Origin of the sequence: Pseudomonas sp. G5001, assembly GCF_013385475.1 — a bacterium.
Lineage (GTDB): Bacteria > Pseudomonadota > Gammaproteobacteria > Pseudomonadales > Pseudomonadaceae > Aquipseudomonas.
On the sequence record NZ_JACAPZ010000027.1, the window covers coordinates 31277 to 51508 of the forward strand.

General features: G+C 60.5%; 21 protein-coding genes, 1 tRNA gene and 1 pseudogene. 14 read left to right on the forward strand and 9 right to left on the reverse strand.

What is annotated here, in order from left to right; translation table 11 throughout:
• Positions 1-30 precede the first annotated feature (30 nt).
• Genes HX805_RS21625 through HX805_RS21650 form a run of 6 tightly spaced genes read left to right on the forward strand, consistent with a single transcriptional unit; the run spans position 31 to position 4583 of the window.
• Positions 31-864, forward strand: coding sequence for an alpha/beta fold hydrolase (locus HX805_RS21625; RefSeq protein WP_102368700.1), 834 nt, complete (start codon positions 31-33; stop codon positions 862-864).
• A complete protein-coding gene (locus tag HX805_RS21630; protein WP_177117306.1) occupies positions 861-2342 on the forward strand; it encodes an aldehyde dehydrogenase in 1482 nt (493 codons plus the stop codon). The genes HX805_RS21625 and HX805_RS21630 overlap by 4 nt, the downstream gene beginning before the upstream one ends.
• A 12-nt stretch (positions 2343-2354) precedes the next feature.
• Positions 2355-2840, forward strand: a complete 486-nt coding sequence (locus tag HX805_RS21635) for a flavin reductase family protein (RefSeq protein ID WP_010567340.1) — start codon at positions 2355-2357, stop codon at positions 2838-2840.
• Positions 2841-2851: 11 nt separating this feature from the next.
• Positions 2852-3241: a carboxymuconolactone decarboxylase family protein gene (locus tag HX805_RS21640; RefSeq protein ID WP_087694301.1), complete on the forward strand. Its 390-nt coding sequence runs from the start codon at positions 2852-2854 to the stop codon at positions 3239-3241.
• A gap of 23 nt (positions 3242-3264) precedes the next feature.
• A complete protein-coding gene (locus HX805_RS21645; protein ID WP_087694302.1) occupies positions 3265-4017 on the forward strand; it encodes a GntR family transcriptional regulator in 753 nt (250 codons plus the stop codon).
• Between the two features lie 2 nt (positions 4018-4019).
• Positions 4020-4583, forward strand: coding sequence for an NUDIX hydrolase (locus HX805_RS21650; protein WP_087694303.1), 564 nt, complete (start codon positions 4020-4022; stop codon positions 4581-4583).
• 47 nt (positions 4584-4630) lie between these two features.
• On the opposite strand, the gene HX805_RS21655 is transcribed toward HX805_RS21650, so the two are convergent.
• Positions 4631-4924 carry a DUF1330 domain-containing protein gene (locus HX805_RS21655; protein WP_087694313.1) on the reverse strand — a complete coding sequence of 98 codons (294 nt, stop codon included), beginning with the start codon at positions 4922-4924 and terminating at the stop codon, positions 4631-4633.
• 68 nt (positions 4925-4992) lie between these two features.
• On the opposite strand from HX805_RS21655, the gene ribBA reads away from it, so the two are divergent.
• The 5 genes from ribBA to HX805_RS21680 all read left to right on the forward strand — a co-directional run bounded on the left by ribBA (position 4993) and on the right by HX805_RS21680 (position 10258).
• The gene (gene ribBA, locus HX805_RS21660) at positions 4993-6102 is read left to right on the forward strand and encodes a bifunctional 3,4-dihydroxy-2-butanone-4-phosphate synthase/GTP cyclohydrolase II (protein ID WP_087694304.1); all 1110 of its coding nucleotides are present in this window, start codon (positions 4993-4995) and stop codon (positions 6100-6102) included.
• 228 nt (positions 6103-6330) lie between these two features.
• A complete protein-coding gene (locus HX805_RS21665) occupies positions 6331-7356 on the forward strand; it encodes an ABC transporter substrate-binding protein (RefSeq protein ID WP_177117307.1) in 1026 nt (341 codons plus the stop codon).
• Positions 7353-8270, forward strand: coding sequence for an ABC transporter permease (locus HX805_RS21670; RefSeq protein ID WP_168197505.1), 918 nt, complete (start codon positions 7353-7355; stop codon positions 8268-8270). Before HX805_RS21665 ends, HX805_RS21670 begins: the two co-directional genes overlap by 4 nt.
• A 6-nt stretch (positions 8271-8276) precedes the next feature.
• Positions 8277-9086, forward strand: a complete 810-nt coding sequence (locus HX805_RS21675; protein WP_087694306.1) for an ABC transporter permease — start codon at positions 8277-8279, stop codon at positions 9084-9086.
• A 17-nt stretch (positions 9087-9103) separates the two neighbouring features.
• Complete coding sequence (locus tag HX805_RS21680; protein WP_087694307.1) at positions 9104-10258, forward strand: ABC transporter ATP-binding protein; 1155 nt, start codon at positions 9104-9106, stop codon at positions 10256-10258.
• A gap of 183 nt (positions 10259-10441) precedes the next feature.
• Here the strand turns inward: HX805_RS21680 and HX805_RS21685 are convergent, their stop codons facing one another.
• Complete coding sequence (locus HX805_RS21685) at positions 10442-11848, reverse strand: cytosine permease (protein WP_087694308.1); 1407 nt, start codon at positions 11846-11848, stop codon at positions 10442-10444.
• A 321-nt stretch (positions 11849-12169) separates the two neighbouring features.
• Here HX805_RS21685 and HX805_RS21690 point away from each other — a divergent pair, with 321 nt between their 5' ends.
• Positions 12170-12655 carry a flavin reductase family protein gene (locus tag HX805_RS21690; RefSeq protein ID WP_177080865.1) on the forward strand — a complete coding sequence of 162 codons (486 nt, stop codon included), beginning with the start codon at positions 12170-12172 and terminating at the stop codon, positions 12653-12655.
• A 42-nt stretch (positions 12656-12697) separates the two neighbouring features.
• Here the strand turns inward: HX805_RS21690 and HX805_RS32630 are convergent, their stop codons facing one another.
• Positions 12698-13483 (reverse strand): methyl-accepting chemotaxis protein, encoded by a 786-nt coding sequence (locus HX805_RS32630; protein ID WP_371132958.1) that lies wholly within the window; start codon positions 13481-13483, stop codon positions 12698-12700.
• A 72-nt stretch (positions 13484-13555) separates the two neighbouring features.
• A pseudogene (locus tag HX805_RS32635) lies at positions 13556-14644 on the reverse strand (cache domain-containing protein); the annotation flags it as partial.
• A gap of 188 nt (positions 14645-14832) precedes the next feature.
• On the opposite strand from HX805_RS32635, the gene HX805_RS21700 reads away from it, so the two are divergent.
• Complete coding sequence (locus HX805_RS21700) at positions 14833-15876, forward strand: LLM class flavin-dependent oxidoreductase (RefSeq protein WP_102368697.1); 1044 nt, start codon at positions 14833-14835, stop codon at positions 15874-15876.
• Positions 15877-16173: 297 nt separating this feature from the next.
• Here the strand turns inward: HX805_RS21700 and HX805_RS21705 are convergent.
• The 5 genes from HX805_RS21705 to HX805_RS21725 form a co-directional block, all read right to left on the reverse strand.
• Positions 16174-16249 (reverse strand) — tRNA-Gly (locus tag HX805_RS21705).
• Between the two features lie 63 nt (positions 16250-16312).
• Complete coding sequence (gene pgsA, locus HX805_RS21710) at positions 16313-16873, reverse strand: CDP-diacylglycerol--glycerol-3-phosphate 3-phosphatidyltransferase (RefSeq protein ID WP_003208929.1); 561 nt, start codon at positions 16871-16873, stop codon at positions 16313-16315.
• Between the two features lie 32 nt (positions 16874-16905).
• Positions 16906-18744 (reverse strand): excinuclease ABC subunit UvrC, encoded by a 1839-nt coding sequence (gene uvrC / locus HX805_RS21715; protein WP_032899474.1) that lies wholly within the window; start codon positions 18742-18744, stop codon positions 16906-16908.
• A gap of 1 nt (position 18745) precedes the next feature.
• On the reverse strand, positions 18746-19387 hold the full coding sequence (uvrY, locus tag HX805_RS21720) for a UvrY/SirA/GacA family response regulator transcription factor (RefSeq protein WP_008436066.1): 642 nt from the start codon (positions 19385-19387) through the stop codon (positions 18746-18748).
• A 151-nt stretch (positions 19388-19538) separates the two neighbouring features.
• Positions 19539-19904, reverse strand: a complete 366-nt coding sequence (locus tag HX805_RS21725) for a helix-turn-helix domain-containing protein (protein WP_032899473.1) — start codon at positions 19902-19904, stop codon at positions 19539-19541.
• Between the two features lie 81 nt (positions 19905-19985).
• On the opposite strand from HX805_RS21725, the gene HX805_RS21730 reads away from it, so the two are divergent.
• The gene (locus tag HX805_RS21730; RefSeq protein WP_008436063.1) at positions 19986-20225 is read left to right on the forward strand and encodes a DNA-binding protein; all 240 of its coding nucleotides are present in this window, start codon (positions 19986-19988) and stop codon (positions 20223-20225) included.
• Positions 20226-20232 lie beyond the last annotated feature (7 nt).

The window sequence follows — 20232 nt, forward strand, 5'->3', positions numbered from 1 at the left end:
ACCCAAACAAAAAACATGCAGGAGCGCTCCATGATTCAGCTCACCGCTGATCGCACCCCGGCTGGCACCAGTTATCTGGCGACCGGCCAAGGCCAGCCTGTGGTTTTGATCCACGGCGTGGGCCTGAATAAAGAAATGTGGGGCGGGCAAGTCGTTGGCCTGGCCACGAATTATCGCGTGATCACCTATGACATGCTGGGCCATGGCGCCAGCCCGCGCCCGGCTGCCGGCACCCCGCTGCTGGGGTATGCCGACCAGTTGCTGGAACTGCTCGACCACCTGCAACTGCCTCAGGCAACGGTGATCGGGTTTTCCATGGGCGGCCTGGTTGCGCGGGCGTTTGCCTTGCATTACCCCGAACGCCTGCAAGGCCTGGTGGTGCTCAACAGTGTGTTCAACCGCAGCGCCGAACAGCGTGCCGGGGTGATCGCACGCACTGCCCAGGCCGCCGAGCATGGCCCGGATGCGAATGCCGAAGCCGCGCTGTCACGCTGGTTCAGCCGCGAGTACCAGGCAGCCAACCCGGCGCAGATCGCTGCGCTGCGTGAAACCCTGGCGGGCAACGACCCCCAGGGCTACCTCACCACGTACGAGCTGTTCGCGACCCAGGACATGTACCGCGCCGACGACCTCAAGGGTTTGCGCGCGCCGACCCTGGTCGCCACCGGTGAACTCGACCCGGGCTCGACCCCGGAGATGGCCCGGCAACTGGCCGATCGCATTCCCGGTGCGACGGTTGCAGTGCTGGCCGAGCAACGGCATATGATGCCAGTGGAATCGCCGCGGCTGGTCAACCAACTGCTGCTGGGCTTTCTTGACACGGTGTACACCCAAAAAAATCCAATAAAGGGGATCGTTGCATGACACTCGCACGCTTCCAGATGTGCATCGGCGGTGAATGGGTCGATGCCCTGTCCGGCAAGACTTTCGACAGCCTCAACCCAGCCCTGGCCGAACCCTGGGCGCAACTGCCCGACGCCGACGAGACGGATGTGGAGCGCGCCGTGCAGGCCGCGCAAAGCGCCTTCGACAGCCCGGCCTGGCGTGGCCTCACCGCTACCGCGCGGGGCAAACTGCTGCGCCGCCTGGGAGATTTGATTGCCGAAAACAAGGAACAACTGGCACAGCTCGAAAGCCGCGACAATGGCAAGCTGATCCGCGAGACACGCGGTCAGGTCAGTTACCTGCCGGAGTTCTTCCATTACACGGCAGGCCTGGCCGACAAGCTTGAGGGCGGCACCCTGCCGCTGGACAAGCCGGACCTCTTCGCCTACACCGTGCACGAAGCCATGGGCGTGGTGGCCGCGATCATTCCATGGAACAGCCCGCTGTACTTGACCGCGATCAAACTCGCGCCGGCCCTGGCAGCGGGTAATACCATCGTGATCAAACCGTCGGAGCACGCCTCGGCGACCATCCTCGAACTGGCGCGCCTGGCCCTGGAGGCTGGCATTCCGCCGGGCGTGGTCAATGTGGTGACTGGCTACGGCCCAAGCACCGGCGCCGCCCTCACCCGCCACCCTTTGGTGCGCAAGATCGCCTTTACCGGCGGCGCAGCCACGGCGCGGCACGTAGTACGCAGCAGCGCCGAGAACTTCGCCAAGCTGTCGCTGGAACTGGGCGGCAAGTCACCGAACATCATCTTTGCCGATGCCGACCTCGACAGCGCCATCAATGGTGCGATTGCCGGGATATACGCGGCGTCGGGGCAAAGCTGTGTGTCTGGCTCGCGCCTGCTGGTGCAGGATGAAATCTACGACGAATTCGTCGAGCGCCTGGTAGAGCGCGCCAAACGCATTCGCATCGGCAACCCGCAGGACGACGCCAGTGAAATGGGCCCCATGGCCACCGCACAGCAACTGGCCGTGGTCGAAGGCCTGGTGGCGGATGCCATCGCTGAAGGTGCGCGCCTGCGTACCGGTGGCAAGCGTCCGCAGAACCTGGGCGAAGGCTGGTTCTATGAGCCGACCCTGTTCGAGTGCGACCGCAACTCGATGAGGATCATGCAGGAAGAAGTGTTCGGCCCGGTGGCCTCGGTCATCCGTTTCAAGGACGAAGCCGAAGCCCTGGCCATCGCCAACGACTCTCAGTTCGGCCTCGCCGCCGGCATCTGGACCCGCGACCTCGGTCGTGCCCACCGCCTGGCCCGCGACGTGCGTTCGGGGATTATCTGGGTCAACACCTACCGCGCCGTCTCGGCCATGGCGCCCATTGGCGGCTTCAAGAACAGCGGCTATGGACGTGAAAGTGGCATCGATTCGGTACTGGCTTACACCGAGCTGAAGACGGTGTGGATCAACCTTTCCCAGGCGCCCATGCCTGATCCTTTTGTGATGCGTTAAGAGACCCCGACCATGATCGAACCCGGCATTTACAAAGACGTCATGAGTTCATTCCCGTCCGGGGTGACGGTCGTCACTACCCTCGACCCGGATGGCGGCATCGTCGGCATCACCGCCAGCGCATTCAGTGCGCTGTCGATCGACCCGGCACTGGTCCTGTTCTGCCCCAACTATGCATCGGACACCTATCCGATCCTGCGCGACAGCAAGCGCTTTGCGATTCATTTGCTGTCCGCCGACCAGACCGCCGAAGCCTATGCCTTTGCCAGCAAGGGCAAGGAAAAGGCCAAGGGCATCGAGTGGCACTTGAGCGAACTGGGCAATCCGCTGCTGGCCAAGGCCACGGCGATCATCGAGTGCGAGTTGTGGCGCGAATACGACGGTGGCGATCACGCGATCATCGTCGGAGCGGTGAAAAACCTGATCCTGCCCGAGCAACCGGTCACACCGATGATCTACCACAAGGGCAAGCTGGGCCCGCTGCCCACCCTGGCCTGAGGAGCTGATTGATGAGCGACGACAAGTACCAACGGGGCCTGAAAATCCGTACGCAAGTGCTGGGCGAAGCCTATGTGCAACGTTCGATCGAGAACGCCGACGACTTCACTCGCCCCCTGCAGGAGATGGTCACCGAATACTGCTGGGGCCATGTGTGGGGCCGTGAGGGTTTGTCGCTTAAAGAACGCAGCATGATAAACTTGGCGATGATTTCGGCCCTCAATCGGCCCCATGAACTCAAGCTGCACGTGCGCGGCGCCTTGCGTAACGGGCTGAGTCGTGAACAAATACGCGAAATTCTGCTTCAGGTCGGCATTTATTGCGGGGTTCCCGCCGCCGTGGACAGTTTCCGACTGGCCCGTGAAGCCTTCGCCGAAACCGACGCCGAGGCCTCCAGTTAACCGCAACATTCAGAGCAGCCCCCATGAAACGCCTGCCACTCGACGACAGCTTCAAGGTCAATCACAACCCGGTCACCCTGCGCGAAATCGTGCTGGCAAAACTGCGCAGCGCCATCATGAACTTCCAACTGCTGCCGGGTGACCGCCTGGTGGAACGCGACCTTTGCGACCGCCTCGGCGTCAGCCGCACCTCGGTGCGCGAAGCCTTGCGTCACCTGGAGTCCGAAGGCCTGGTGGAGTTCGCCGATGCCAAGGGCCCGCAAGTGGCGATCATCACCCTGGCCGATGCCGTCGACATCTATGAACTGCGTTGCGTGCTCGAAGGCTTGATCGTGCAGTTGTTCACCCTGCGCGCCAAGGCCAAGGACATCAAGGCACTGGAAAAAGCCCTCGAGGAAAACCGCAAGGCCCTCAAGGACGGTGAGCTGCAACAGGTCATTGATTCGGTACAAGGATTCTACGACGTGTTGCTCGAAGGCTCCGGCAACCACGTGGCGGCCACCCAACTGCGTCAGTTGCAGGCACGTATCAGCTACTTGCGCGCGACCTCGGTATCCCAGGAAAACCGTCGCGGTACCAGCAACCAGGAAATGGAGCGTATGGTCCAGGCGATCAAGAGCGGCGACCCGCTCGCCGCCCACCAGGCCTGTGTCGACCACGTGCGCGCCGCCGCCGCCGTGGCCCTGGATTACCTCAAGCGCAAGCAGGAAGAGACCGGCAAGATCCCCGAGATCACACTGCCCATCGCCCTCAAAGAACCGCGCATAGGTCACTGACCATGCCCAGCCCCAGTTTTTGCCCGACATGTGGCAGCAGTGACCTCGGTCACCAGCTGCCACCGGGTGATACCCATGAGCGCCTGATGTGCCGGGGCTGCGGCTACATCCACTACATCAACCCGAAGATTATCGCCGGCTGCATCATCGAGCAGGACGGCAAATATCTGCTTTGCCAGCGGGCCATCCCGCCGCGTCCTGGCACCTGGACGCTGCCGGCCGGCTTCATGGAAGGTGGCGAAACCACTGAACAGGCCGCACTACGCGAAGTCTGGGAAGAAAGCGGCGTACGCGCGGAGATCCTCTCGCCCTACTCGATTTTCAGCGTGCCGAAGATCAGCGAGGTGTACATCATCTTCCGCGCCATCGCGCTGCAGATCACCGGCCAGTTCGGGCCGGAGACCCTCGACTACAAGTTCTTCGCGCCCGAGGACATTCCCTGGGACAGCATCTACTACCCGGCGATCCGGCAGATCCTCGAGCGTTATATCGAGGAACGCCAGGCTGGGGTGTATGGCATCTACATCGGTAACGACGACAGCGGCAAGATTCACTTCATCCGCTGATCGTCAGACCCGACACGGATCAAAAATGTGATGTATGCCTGATACCCCTAAGGCACCAGCCCTTCCACGATGATGATCTGCGCCTCGCCCGCCCCTTCACGACGCGCCTTTGCCTCCTGATACTCCGCAGACTCATAACAGGCCAGCGCCTGCTCGTAGCTGTCGAACTCGATCACCACATTACGTTGCCTGGCAGGCCCGCCTTCCATCGCGGCGCTGCGCCCGCCCCTGGCCAGGAAGCGCCCGCCAAACTTCGCGAAGGCCGCAGGCGCGCGCTGGGTGTACTGCGTGTACTGCTCTGCATCGGACACATTTACATGGGCAATCCAGTAAGCCTTCATCGTGACATCCTCTTGCTTGGTTTTGTGGTATACCATAATACATACAACCAATAAATCGAGCAGCCACCATGTCTTTCAACAACATCGCAGACATCATCGAAGACTACCGCCAAGGCAAAATGGTGCTCCTGGTGGACGACGAGGATCGGGAGAACGAAGGCGACCTGTTGCTGCCCGCGGTGTGCTGCACCGCCGAGACTATCAGCTTCATGGCCCGGGAAGCGCGTGGCCTGATTTGCCTGACCCTCACCGACGAACACTGCCAGCGCCTCGGCCTGCAGCAGATGGTGCCGAGCAATGGCAGCGTGTTCAGCACCGCGTTTACCGTGTCCATCGAAGCCGCCACCGGCGTGACCACCGGCATCTCCGCCGCCGACCGGGCGCGCACGGTGGCCGCGGCCGTGAATGCCGATGCGGGGCCGGCCGACATCGTGCAACCGGGGCATATTTTCCCGTTGCGCGCCAAGGATGGTGGCGTGTTGACGCGCGCCGGGCACACCGAAGCCGGTTGCGACCTGGCGCGCCTGGCCGGGCACACACCAGCCTCGGTGATCGTCGAAGTGATGAACGATGACGGCACCATGGCACGTCGCCCTGACCTTGAGGTGTTCGCGCACAAGCATGGGATCAAGATCGGCACCATCGCCGATCTGATCCACTACCGCCTCAGTACCGAGCGCACCGTAGTGCGCATCGGCGAGCGCGACCTGCCCACAGTGCACGGCACGTTCCGCCTGATCACCTTTGAGGACCGCATTGATGGCGGCGTGCACATGGCGATGGTCATGGGGCAGTTACACCGCGACACGCCCGCCCTGGTGCGCGTGCACGTGATCGACCCGCTGCGCGACCTGGTGGGCGCCGAGTATAGCGGCCCCTCCAACTGGACCTTATGGGCCGCCCTGCAACGCGTCGCCGCAGAAGGCAGCGGCGTGGTGGTGGTGCTGGCCAATCATGAATCCTCCCAGGCCCTGCTCGAACGCGTCCCGCAGTTGACCCAGACGCCGCGCCAGTTCAGCCGTTCGCAGTCGCGGATCTATTCGGAAGTCGGCACCGGCGCGCAGATATTGCAGGACCTTGGCGTCTGCAAGCTGCGCCACCTTGGCCCTCCGCTGAAATACGCCGGGCTGACAGGCTACGACCTGGAGGTGGTGGAAAGCATTCCGTTCACCGAATGACGGATAACCGGTAAGGCAAAGTGCTTGCACAAAGCTTGGAATACCATAATATGATATTCCATCGACCGAGTACTTTTGCCAAGTGCGCATGCCAGGGATAGCGCCAGTAAAAAGCCTTGGTACGGTCGACTTTTGAGGCTTCGCAATAGAGGCTTCGAGAGACCTACTGCTCCCGATAGGCGGGCATTACCAGGCCCGCTCAATAACAAAACAAATGAGGGCGTGAAAATGGTGTTGAAAAAACGTGCAACCGCGATGCTGTTCGCGGGTTTGCTGGCCACGGCCACTCACGCGGCCCTGGCGGCCGAAAGCGTCAATTTCGTGAGCTGGGGCGGTAGCACCCAGGATGCGCAAAAGCAGGCGTGGGCCGATCCTTTCAGCAAGGCCAGCGGGATCACTGTGGTGCAGGACGGTCCCACCGACTATGGCAAGCTCAAGGCCATGGTCGAGAGCGGCAACGTGCAGTGGGACGTGGTAGACGTGGAGGCTGACTTCGCCTTGCGCGCCGCCGCTGAAGGGCTGCTCGAACCCCTGGATTTTTCGGTGATCCAGCGCGACAAGATCGACCCGCGGTTTGTCTCCGACCATGGCGTCGGCTCGTTTTTCTTCTCCTTCGTACTCGGCTACAACGAGGGCAAGCTCGGCGCTGGCAAGCCACAGGACTGGGCCGCGCTGTTCGACACCAAAACCTACCCCGGCAAACGTGCCCTCTACAAATGGCCAAGCCCTGGCGTACTCGAACTGGCGCTGCTGGCTGACGGCGTTCCCGCCGACAAGCTCTACCCCCTGGACCTGGACCGCGCCTTCAAGAAACTCGACACCATCAAGAAAGACATCGTCTGGTGGGGCGGCGGCGCACAGTCCCAGCAACTGCTGGCCTCGGGCGAAGTCAGCATGGGTCAGTTCTGGAACGGCCGCATTCATGCCCTGCAGGAAGATGGCGCACCCGTAGGCGTAAGCTGGAAACAGAATCTGGTGATGGCGGACATCCTGGTCGTGCCTAAAGGCAGCAAAAACAAAGGCGCGGCGATGAAGTTCCTGGCCAGTGCCAGCAGCGCCAAGGGCCAGGCCGACTTCTCTAACCTGACCGCTTATGCACCGGTGAACATCGACAGTGTGCAGCGCCTGGACTCAGTGCTCGCGCCCAACCTGCCGACGGCGTATGCCAAGGACCAGATCACCCTCGATTTCGCCTACTGGGCCAAGAACGGTCCGGCCATTGCGACACGGTGGAATGAATGGCTAGTCAAATGAAAATGACGGCAACCACGCCGACCGGGAGCGCCCTCGGCGTTGCTGGCGCAGTTTCCTGCAAACCAGGTGCGCCATCCCTGGCGCAGCGCTGGCGGGGGTCGAGCAACCTGATCCCGGCGCTGCTGTTCCTCGGCCTGTTCTTCCTCGCGCCGCTGATCGGCCTGTTGCTGCGCGGCGTGCTGGAGCCCGTACCGGGCCTTGGCAACTATGAGCAACTGTTCGCTAACTCGGCATACGCCCGGGTACTGCTCAATACCTTTTCGGTGGCCGGCCTGGTGACCCTGTTCAGCCTGTTGCTGGGCTTCCCGCTGGCCTGGGTGATTACCCTGGTACCACGCGGCTGGGGGCGCTGGATCCTGAACATCGTGCTGCTGTCGATGTGGACCAGCCTGCTCGCCCGCACCTATTCATGGCTGGTATTGCTGCAAGCCTCCGGGGTGATCAACAAGGCACTGATGGCGATGGGCATCATCGACCAGCCGCTGGAGATGGTGCACAACCTGACCGGCGTGGTGATCGGTATGAGCTACATCATGATCCCGTTCATTGTGCTGCCATTGCAGGCAACCATGCAGGCCATCGACCCGATGATCCTGCAGGCCGGCTCCATCTGCGGTGCCAGCCCTTGGACCAACTTCTTCCGGGTGTTCCTGCCGCTGTGCCGACCGGGGTTGTTTTCCGGCGGCTTGATGGTGTTTGTGATGTCCCTCGGTTACTACGTCACCCCGGCGCTGCTCGGCGGCGCGCAGAACATGATGCTGCCTGAGTTCATCATCCAGCAGGTGCAGTCGTTCCTCAACTGGGGCCTGGCGAGTGCCGGCGCCGCATTGCTGATCTTTATCACGCTGGTGCTGTTCTACTTCTACCTGAAGCTTCAGCCGGAATCCCCGGTTGGCGCCAGCAACGCGAGGTAAGCCGTCATGCTCCTGACTTCCAATGCCATGAGCCGCAGGATGCGCCTGGGCCTCTACACCACCACCGGCATGATTGGCCTGTTCTTGCTGTTGCCGATCGTGTTCATCGTGTTGCTGTCGTTCGGCTCGTCCCAATGGCTGGTGTTCCCGCCACCGGGCTGGACGCTGAAATGGTACGGCCAGTTCTTCTCCAATGCCGACTGGATGAACGCGGCGGTAGCGAGCCTCAAGGTTGCGGTACTGACCACCGTGTTCGCCGTGGCGCTGGGCCTGCCCACCGCATTTGCCCTGGTGCGTGGGCGATTTCCTGGCCGCGAGTTGCTCTACGGCCTGTTCACCCTGCCGATGATCGTGCCGTTGGTGATCATCGCGGTGGCGGTGTACGCACTGTTCCTCAAGCTCGGCTATACCGGCACGATGTTCGCCTTTGTAGTGAGCCATGTGATTGTCGCGCTGCCGTTCACCATTATCTCGATCATCAACTCGCTGAAGCTGTTCGACCAATCGATTGAAGATGCGGCGGTGATCTGCGGCGCATCGCGCCTGCAGGCCGTATTCAAGGTGACATTCCCGGCGATTCGCCCGGGAATGGTGGCCGGCGCGTTGTTCGCCTTTCTCGTCTCATGGGACGAAGTGGTGCTCAGCGTGATGATGGCCAGCCCGACCCTGCAAACCCTTCCCGTAAAAATGTGGACCACCCTGCGCCAGGACCTGACGCCTGTGATTGCCGTCGCCTCGACGTTGCTGATCGGCCTCTCGGTGCTCGTCATGGTCATCGCCGCCGCCCTTCGCCGGCGCACAGAAACCCGCGCTTGAGCGCCCAGGAGCAAGACATGAGTGCAGTGATCCAAGATACCGCGCAAAACCATGGCCAACCCCTGGTCAGCTTGCGCAACCTGAACAAGTACTACGGTGAATTTGCCGCCGTGGATAACATCTCGCTGGATATCAAGGACGGCGAATTCCTGACCTTCCTCGGCTCCAGCGGCTCTGGCAAAAGCACCACCCTGTCGATGCTCGCAGGCTTTGAAACGCCAAGCAGCGGCGAGATCCTGGTGAGCGGCCAATCCCTGGTCAATGTGCCGCCGCACAAACGCGACATCGGCATGGTGTTCCAACGTTACTCGCTGTTCCCGCATTTGTCGGTGCGCGACAACATCGCCTTCCCCCTGGCGATTCGCAAACTGGCCAGCGCCGAGCGCGAGAAGCGCGTCGACGCCATGCTCAAGCTGGTGCAGCTTGAGCAATTTGCCCATCGCCGCCCTTCGCAACTCTCCGGCGGCCAGCAGCAACGCGTCGCCATCGCGCGGGCGCTGGTGTACGAGCCGCGCATCCTGCTGATGGACGAACCCCTCGGCGCCCTCGACAAAAAACTGCGTGAAGACCTGCAGGACGAACTGCGCCAATTACATCGGCGCCTGGGCATAACCATCGTCTACGTAACCCACGACCAGGAAGAAGCCATGCGCCTGTCCCAGCGCATCGCGATTTTCAGCCACGGCAAGATTGTCGGCCTGGGCAGTGGCTACGACCTGTACCAGAACCCGCCAAATGCGTTTGTAGCCTCGTTCCTCGGTAACTCCAACTTCCTCAAGCTCAAGGCGCAGGGGAATGCGGTGGCATCGTTTGAAGGCCAATCGCTGTCGATCCGCCTGACCAGCGGCTTGCAAACCGAGCAGGAGGTGCTGTTGATGGTACGCCCGGAAAAAGCCTTGGCGCTGAGTGTCGAGCAAGCTACCGAGCAGGCATTGGCGGCGGGTTGGAATGAGGTGTCAGCGATTGTAGGCGAGGTGCTGTTCCTCGGCGAAAGCCAGACCTGCACCGTGAAAACCCTTGGCGGCACCTCGATGACAGTCAAGGCGTTGTCTGCTGCGGGCATGCCACTCAAGGCCGGCGACCCGGTGCGCGTGCGCTGGGCCACGGCGGATGCTTGCGTCTATACCGCATGGGCTGAAAGCGATCTGAACAAGGCCGCCGGCGCCCATTGAGTCACCCTTGGGCCGCCACAACGTCGGGTTGTGGCGGCCTTTTTTTGCCTGCTAACATTGGACCTGGCCGGATGTCATTGATCATCAAGCCAGCTTGCTACAAGGATACGGCTGCATCGGCAGGCCTTAACTGCAGATAAAAAAATGCCCGGCATTGGCCGGGCATTTCAGTTCATTCGATGATCAGTCGGTATAGCCCAACTTTACCGTCCTCATCTTCCGGCTATGCTCGCGCGTCGCCAGGCAGTAATACAGCGGACACGTCACCACCAACCCCACCAGCCACGACAGGTCTGCGCCCTCTACCAGATTGGCCCATGGCCCCACGTACAGCGACGTATTGGCAAACGGCAGTTGCACGATGATGCCGATGAAATACGCCACGATCGCATGCAGGTTAAAGCGTCCGTAAACCCCGCCGTCCGCCTGAAAGATCGACGCAATGTCATAGGCGCCACGCTTGATGATGTAGAAATCGATCAGGTTGATCGACGCCCACGGCACCAGCACCAATAGCAGCGCAAGGATCAGGCCGATAAATTGCGAGATGAAGTCCGCCGACGCGCCCAATGCCACCACGCAGCATCCGGCCAGCACCACGCTGGACAGCACCACACGCACTTTGATGCCGGGTGTCCACTGGCTGGCGAAGGTCTGGATCGAGGTGATGATCGACAGCACCGCACCATACAGATTCAGGGCGTTGTGGCTGATGATATTGAGCAGAAACAGCACCATCAGGATCGACCCCAGCCAGCCGGTGGCTTGCTTGACCGCGACCATCGCCTCAGTGCCTTCGGGTGTCGCCAGGGCGGCGACCAAGCCAAAGGAGAACGACAAAATGGTGCCGAGAGTGGCCCCCAGGTAGGTGGCGACAAAGGGTCGGGTGATGCCGATATCAGCCGGCAGGTAGCGCGAATAATCGCTGGTATAGGGGGAGAAGCTGATCTGCCAGATCACTCCCAACGACACCGTCGCCAGCCAGCCGGCCGGATTGAAGCCGCCACGGGTGAGGAAGTCTGCCGGCAGGTCGTGGGAAAAAATGTAGAGGAAACCCGCCAGCAATGCGCTGCCCATCACCCAGGTGCCGATGCGGTTCAGGGTATGGATAAAGCGATAGCCGATCACGCCAATGGCCGTGGCGCTGAGCGCGCCGATCAGGATGCTGGCCGGCACCGGTACCGACGGCACGATGCCGACGATGGACTTGCCCGCCAGCACAATGTTGGAGATGAAAAAGCCAATGTAGATCAGGGCCGCGAAGAAAACGATCAGCAGCGCTCCGTAGCGCCCGAACTGACCCCGGCTCTGCACCATCTGCGGGATGCCCATGCGCGGGCCCTGGGCCGACGCGAGGGCAATGACAATACCGCCGAGCATGTGCCCGAGGGCAATCGCCAGCAGCCCCCACACCAGGTTGAGATGGAACACCTGAGTCACCATAGCGCCGGTGACGATGGGCAGCGGTGCAATGTTAGTGCTGAACCATAGGGTGAACAGGTCGCGGGCCTTTCCATGGCGCTCCGCGAGGGGGACGTAATCGACCGTGTGATTCTCGATCAGGGGATCTTGCCGGGACATCTGGGGCATGGAAATGAACTCGCGTTTGTCTGATCTTATAGTTGTTTGACGCCAAACCGGGGGAGCTCTCTGGCCACCCCCATACGAACACCATATTATGGTATTCCAACATTTTCACAAGACTGATCCGTAGTCCTGGCACGCATCTGATCCGCTATTGTGCCACACGGCCCCTCTTCATTCAGCGGGCTAACCCCCGTATTCATTGGCTATAAGACCAAAGGTCAACGTTCATCGGCCGCCTGAAAAAGCCCTTGATTAGATTGTATTACGGTATACCATCAGACCTACAAATCTATAAAATCCGCTTCACCCTACGAGGACCGTCCCATGATCGATGCCGCCATCTACAAACAAGTGATGGGTTCGTTTCCGTCCGGAGTCACCGTGATCACCACGCTCGATGATGACGGGCAGATAGTCGGACTTACCGCCAGTGCGTTCAGCTCGTTGTCCATGGAGCCGGCCCTGGTGCTGTTCTGCCCCAACTACAGTTCCGACTCCTATCCGGTGCTGATCAAGAACCAGCGCTTTGCCATTCATGTGCTGTCCGGTGGGCAGCAAAGCGAAGCCTATGCTTTTGCGCGCAAGGGCAAAGACAAGGCGCAGGGCATCGAATGGACGTTGAGTGAACTGGGCAACCCGATCCTCGCCAATGCCACGGCGGTGATCGAGTGCGAGTTGTGGCGTGAGTATGAAGGCGGTGACCATGCAATCATGGTCGGTGCGGTGAAGAACCTGATCATGCCCCGGCAGAACGCCGGGCCACTGGTTTATTGCCACGGCAAGATGGGCGCCCTGCCCGCCATTGCCTGATCGTTACCGTTGCAGGCGCCCGGCAGCCCGGGCGCCCACCGGTCAGGTGCGGAAGCGGCTGACCAACTGATTCAACGTCTGAGACAACGTCGTCAATTGCTGCGCATCCTGGCGCGTGGAATCAGCCAGGCTCGCCACCAACTGTGCATCCCCGTGAATCTGGCTGATGTGCCGATTGATGTCTTCAGCCACCTGGTGCTGCTCTTCGGCAGCCGTTGCGATTTGCGTATTCATGTCGCGGATCACGTCCACCGACTCGCGAATCAACCCAAAACTGGCCCGTGCGTCGTTGATTGACACCACCGTTTCCTGGGACACCTCCAGGCTGGCATGCATTTGTTTACCCATCTGATGGGTACGCCGGGCGAGGTTGCCCAGCAGCCCGTCGATCTCGCCGGTGGAGTCCGACGTACGCTTGGCCAGGGCCCGCACTTCGTCTGCCACCACGGCAAAACCACGCCCCTGTTCACCGGCTCGGGCGGCTTCGATGGCAGCGTTCAGCGCCAGCAGGTTGGTCTGTTCGGCGATGGAGCGGATGGTGCCGAGTATCGACTGGATGTCGTTGCTGTCTTTTTCCAGTTGCTCCATGGACTGGGCGGAGTGGCCGATTTCCTCACTCAGGCGCCCTACGCTGCTCACTGCTGCGTCGATCTGCTGCTGGCCGGTGTGCGCCTGGCGCTGTCCGTTGTCGGCAGAGTCGGCGGCCTGGCTGCAGGAGCGCGCGACTTCATTGGAGGTGGCGACCATCTCATGAAACGCGGTGGACACCATGTCCACGGCCTCCCGTTGGCGTGAGGCGACCTCAGCCATTTCCACCGAGACCTCCATGGCACTCCCCGAACTGCTGTGGATCTGCCCGGCCGCCTGGCCGATGCGCTGGATCAGCGTGCGGATCGCTTCGAGGAACTGGTTGAACCAGCCGGCCAGTTGTGCCGTCTCGTCTCGCCCTTTTACCGGCAGGCGCGCCGTCAGGTCTCCTTCGCCCTGGGCGATGCCTTCCAGGCCGCTGGCCACACCACGAATCGGCTTGACGATCAGCCCGGCAAACCAGGCGCCCACCACTGCAAACAACACGGCACACACCAGGGCGATCGCCGCGATCAGCCAGGTCAGGCGCGCCGCGCCGGCCATCACTTCACTTTCCCGCACCACCCCGACAAACCGCCAGCCCAATGCCCTGGACGGCCAGACAAACGCCATGTAGCGCTCGCCTGCCAACTCGACCTGCACCAGGCCCTGCCCAGCCTCGCTCAACTGCCGGTAACCCTCGCCCAACTCACTAAGTTTCTTGAAGTTGTGAGACGGGTCATTCGGGTCCACCAACACGGTGTTATTGGCTTCCATCAACATCAGGTAGCCGCTGTCACCCAGCTTGATCTGTTTGACCAGGTCGGTCAGTTGCTTGAGGGAAACATCGATGTTCACCACCCCGCTCGCGTTGCCCTGGCGGTCATTGAAGCTTCGCACCGTACTGACCAGCACCACGTCATCGGCGGCCCAGTAATACGCCTCGGTGCGCAGGGTCTTGCCCGGTTGCGCCATGGCCGTCTTGTACCAGGGCCGGGTGCGCGGGTCGTAGCTCGCCAGCTTCGGGTCACCCGGCCAGAATACATAGCCGCCATCTTCAGTACCCAGTGACAGGTAGGTGTAGGCCGAATGACTCTTGGCCAAGCCCTCGAACAGCTTGAACAACTGCTGATCGCGCCCGCCGAGTGCGACTTGGGCGGCGTCGCTGGCCAGATAGCGTTTCACATCGCCGTTGATACTTTGCAACTGCGGATGCGCCGCCAGGTAGGCGACGTTCTGACTGATACCTTCAAAAAACAATTGCATGGCATTGTCGACCTGGCGAATCTCGCGTTCGCTGCCGTCGATAAAGCCGTCCCGTGCCTCATGGCGCACGTTGAGGATGATCATCACTGCCACCAGAATGACTGGCAGGCTGGCGATCACCGCAAAGGCCAGGATCAATTTTTGTTTTATGTTCATCTAGCTCGCCTTCCTTGTGAAGTGAATGTGCGACCGCTGGAGAGAAAAGTTTTGCAGATATTCCGTATTATGGTATACCAACAATCAATCCGCCGAATAGCCTTCATCACTGGCAAGCTTCACATTGGCGAGAGCACCTAAGGGCCCGCAGTCGACAGGCCGATCACAATAGATCCGAGGTAAGCGTCATGAAATTTTCCCTGTTCGTGCACATGGAACGCTGGGATGAAAGTGTCAGCCATCGCCAGTTGTTCGAAGACTTGACCGAACTGACCCTGATGGCGGAAGCCGGTGGTTTCAGCACCGTCTGGATTGGCGAACACCACGCCATGGAATACACCATCTCGCCCAGCCCGATGCCGCTGCTGGCTTACCTCGCGGCCAAAACCACCACCATTCACCTGGGCGCCGGTACCATCATCGCGCCGTTCTGGCACCCACTGCGGGTGGCAGGCGAATGCGCGCTGCTCGACGTGATCAGTAACGGACGCATGGAAGTCGGCCTGGCCCGTGGTGCCTACCAGGTGGAGTTCGACCGCATGGCCGGCGGCATGCCCGCCTCATCCGGCGGCCAGGCGCTGCGCGAGATGGTGCCGGTGGTACGTGCGTTGTGGAAAGGCGACTATGCCCATGACGGCGACATCTGGAAGTTCCCCACCTCCACCAGCGTGCCCAAGCCGATCCAGCAGCCCAACCCGCCGATGTGGATTGCCGCACGCGACCCGGACTCGCATAACTTTGCGGTAGCTAATGGCTGCAACGTGATGGTCACGCCGTTGATGAAGGGCGACGAAGAAGTCCTCGACCTGAAAAATAAATTCCAGGCTGCCCTGGACAACAACCCGGATGTGCCACGCCCACAACTGATGGTGTTGCGTCACACCCACGTGCACGCGGTAGACGACCCTGACGGCTGGAAAGTCGGGGCCAAGGCAATCGCCCGATTCTATCGCACCTTTGATGCCTGGTTCGGCAACAAGACCGTGCCGGTCAACGGCTTCCTTGACCCGAGCCCGGAAGAAAAATTCGCCGGGCGTCCGGAGTTTGAACTGGAAAGCCTGCACAAGACCGCAATGATTGGCACGCCTGAAGAAATCATCCCGCGCATCCAGTACTACCAGGAGCTGGGTGTGGACGAGTTCAGCTTCTGGTGTGATAACAGCTTGCCCCACGCGGAGAAGAAAAAATCCCTTGAGCTGTTTATCAAGCACGTGGTGCCGGCATTTCGCTGAGGGTAATGCCTGAACCGCACACAGCGCCGGCACTTGCCGGCGTTGTTGTTTCGGGTGGCGGGAATGCGGCAAGTGCTTCGGGTCGAGGAGATGTATACGATGCCGGACCGGGGTGCTCCGCCCAAAAACCGCTGTGCCCACTGCCCGTATTCCATGTACTCAAAAATGTACTTAAAAAAGTGGCTGGAGACAGATTTCAGTAGTTTTGCGTAGAAACGAAAAAAGACGCCGAAGCGTCTATTCCTTAAATCCCAGGCAAAAAAAAGCCACTCTATTGAGTGGCTTTTTCTTTGTGTTTGGAGCGGGAAACGAGACTCGAACTCGCGACCCCGACCTTGGCAAGGTCGTGCTCTACCAACTGAGCTATTCCCGCGTCTTGGTGATGCGCATTCTATAGAATCCTCATCACCCGTCAACCCCTTGATTCAAAAAAGTTTTATTTCTTTTCAACCTCGGTGCGCAGATGCGGCCAGGCGGCGCGCAAATATTGCAGCATGGACCACAAGGTCAGGCCCGCAGCGATCAGCAGCAAGGCATAGCCCAGCAATACCCAGAAGGAGAAATCCGACGGGTTGGCCAGCAGGATCACCAGGGCAAGCATCTGCGCCGCAGTTTTCCATTTGCCCATGTTGGACACGGCCACGTGGGCTCGGGCGCCGATTTCGGCCATCCACTCCCGCAGGGCGGAGACGACGATCTCGCGACCGATGATCACGGCCGCCGGCAACGTCAGCCACAGGTTGCCGTGTTCCTGCACCAGCAGCACCAGGGCGACCGCTACCATCAGTTTGTCGGCCACCGGGTCCAGGAACGCGCCAAACGGCGTGCTCTGTTCCAGGCGACGGGCCAGGTAACCGTCCAGCCAGTCGGTGGCGGCTGCGAAGGCAAACACCGAACTGGATGCCATGTAGCTCCATTCGTACGGCAGGTAAAACAGCAATATGAAAATCGGTATGAGCAGGACGCGTAGTACGGTGATCAGATTAGGGATATTCATCGGCACAACTGGCTACGAGGTGAGAAGGCATTCTACTCGCTGTGCAGATTTGCATAAATCAACTCTGCGAGCTTTTTACTGATACCGGGAGCTTTGGCTATTTCTTCGATGCTGGCACGGGACAGCTCCTGCAAGCCACCAAAATGTTTTAACAAGTCCCGCCGCCGTGTCGGCCCGACCCCTGCCACCCCTTCCAGGGTTGAGGTACGCCGGGTTTTGCCACGTCGGGCACGGTGGCCGGTGATGGCGAAACGGTGGGCTTCGTCGCGGATCTGCTGGATAAGGTGCAGCGCCGGGGAATCGCCCTTCAAGGTGAACTCATGGGCTGCATCATTCAAGTACAAGGTTTCAAAACCGGCCTTGCGGGTGGCACCCTTGGCCACGCCGAGCAGGATCAGGTCGGGTACCGCCAGTTCGTTGAGTACGTCGCGGGCCATGGACAGCTGGCCCTTGCCACCATCCACCAGCAGGATGTCCGGCAGCTTGCCCTCGCCGTCCTTCAGCTTGCTGAAGCGGCGGGTCAGGGCCTGGTGCATGGCGGCGTAGTCATCGCCCGGGGTGACGCCTTCGATGTTGTAGCGCCGGTAATCGGACTTGATCGGCCCTTCCGGCCCGAACACCACGCAGGAAGCCACGGTAGCCTCGCCGCTGGAGTGGCTGATGTCGTAGCACTCCAGGCGCTGGGGCGGTTCGTCAAGGTTGAGGACTTCGGCCAAGGCGTCAAACCGCGCGGCGACATGCTGGCGGTTGGCCAGGCGTGCGCCCAGGGCCTGTTCGGCGTTGGTCACGGCCAACTGCTGCCAGCGCGCACGGGTGCCGCGCACCCGGTGGCTGATGTCCAGCTCGCGGCCACGCAGTTCGTGAATCGCTTCGATCAGCGCCGGGAAGTCCTCGTGCACCACGTTGACGATCAGTTCGCTCGGCAGGTCGCGCTCGGGGCTGCTGACGTAGTACTGGCCGAGGAACGCCGCCATGACTTCGGCGACCTCCTCTTCTATACCGGTCTGGGGGAAGAAGTTCTTGCTGCCCAGCACCCGGCCGCCGCGCACGCTGATCAGGTGCACACAGGCGCCGCCCGGGTTGACGAAGGCGGCGATGACGTCGACGTCACCGGTGCCGCCCTCCATGCTCTGCTGGTCCTGCACGCGACGCAGCAGGGAGATCTGGTCGCGTAGCTCTGCGGCGCGCTCGAAATCCAGGGTGCTGGCCGCTTGCTCCATGGCGCCGGACAGCTCATCGGCCAGGGCATTGCTGCGGCCTTCGAGGAACATCACCGAGTGACGCACGTCCTCGGCATATTCCGCAGGCTCAACCAGGCCCACGCACGGCGCCTTGCAGCGCTTGATCTGGTACTGCAGGCACGGGCGGTTGCGGTTCTTGTAGAAACTGTCTTCGCACTGGCGCACGAAAAACGCCTTTTGCAGCAGGCTCAGGCTTTCGCGGATGGCGCCGGCGCTGGGGTAAGGCCCGAAGTACTTGCCCTTCTGCTTCTTGGCGCCGCGATGGATGCTCAGACGCGGAAAGTCGCCGTCCGAGAGAAACACGTACGGGTAGGACTTATCGTCACGCAGCAGGATGTTGTAGGGCGGCCGCCATTCCTTGATCAGCGTCTGCTCAAGCAGCAGCGCCTCGGTTTCATTGGCGGTGATGGTGGTTTCCACCTGGGCGATACGCGCCACCAGTGCCGCCGTCTTCGTTGCCAGGCCGGTCTTGCGGAAGTAACTCGCCAGGCGGCTCTTCAGGTTCTTGGCTTTACCGACGTAGAGCAGGCGCGCTTCGCTGTCGAACATGCGATACACGCCGGGACGGCCACTGCAGGTTGCAAGGAACGCACTCGGATCGAATTGGACCTTTATTTCAGGAGCTGTCATTTCAGGCGCTGGCATCTACCATGCCGTGGCGTACCGCCAGCAGGGTCAATTCAACATCACTGCTGATGGAAAGCTTTTCGAAAATCCGATAACGGTAGGTGTTCACGGTTTTCGGCGACAGGCACAGCTTGTCGGAAATCGACTGGACTTTCTGACAGCCGACAATCATCAGAGCGATCTGGATTTCCCGCTCCGACAGCGCATCGAACGGCGAGTCGCTGGTGGGCTGGAACGACTTGATCGCCAGCTGCTGGGCAATCTGCGGGCTGATGTAGCGTTGGCCGGCAAATACCAGGCGAATGGCCTGGACCATTTCCGCCAATCCCGCGCCTTTTGTCAGATAGCCAGCCGCGCCCGCTTGTAGCAGCCGTGTAGGAAAAGGATCTTCCTCACACACGGTCACTACCACGACTTTGATATCCGGATGGCTGCGCAACAACTTTGTAGTGGCGCCAAGACCGCCGATCCCAGGCATCTTGACGTCCATCAAAACCACATCGGGCTTCAACTCCCGGGCCTTGATCAGGGATTCCTCCCCTGACTCGGCCTGGCCGACTACTTGCAGGCCATCGATGTCAGCCAGCATTCGTGTAATGCCTGTACGAACGAGATCATGGTCATCGACTACTAGCACCCTAATCAAGCAGACACCTCGCGATATGGTCTTATAGGTTGCTGAACACCTTAGCAAAAAACCACGGCGCAGACCTAGCTGCAAGCGTCATATATATAGAGTTTCAATGCACAACGGGCCGCCGCCGAATGGCGGACGGCTCAATTTCCTGGGTAAAAGGTCAGGAATCCGGGGCCGATGACCGGTTTTTTCCATTGGTGGTGAGTGAATGCTCGGCCAGGGTAGAAGTCAGGCGATGGATTGCGTCCTGGTCTTCCTTGAACATCGCACGGTAGTTCCCCAGCACTTTCTCCTCGACCTGGCTCAGGTTTTCAAGTTGGGTCGGCGTTGGATTGCCGGTCAACACGTACAGGATATCGACACCTCTTTCTGCCACGCGAGACAAGTAATCAGCCTTTGGCGCGCGTCCGCCATTTTCATATTTACCCTGTGCGTTCGCCTCTACACCTCCTATTTCACCAAAAGTTTTCTGCGACAGGCCAAGCCGCTCTCTTTCTTGCCTTAACCGGAAACCGATTCCACTCATTTGGATGTATGATCCTATTTGGCACACCCCTAGAGGTGACACACTCATCTCGTTTTACACAAACTTGAACGGTTTTGAACTATGCCCGGTATTCGCACTGCTGCACAAGCCAAGGCCTGGCTGGAACATCAAGGTAAGTCTGTTCAAGCGTTCGCCCGGGAACATGGCGTGGACCCGGCAACCACCTATCAAGTACTCGCTGGGCGCAAAAAGGGACGACGTGGAGAAGCCCACAAGGTGGCGGTCCTGTTGGGCATGAAGGACGGAATCATCCCGGTTGAGGGCGAAACCGTGAGACAAGAGCAGGAAGTCATTTCTTGAAGTGAGT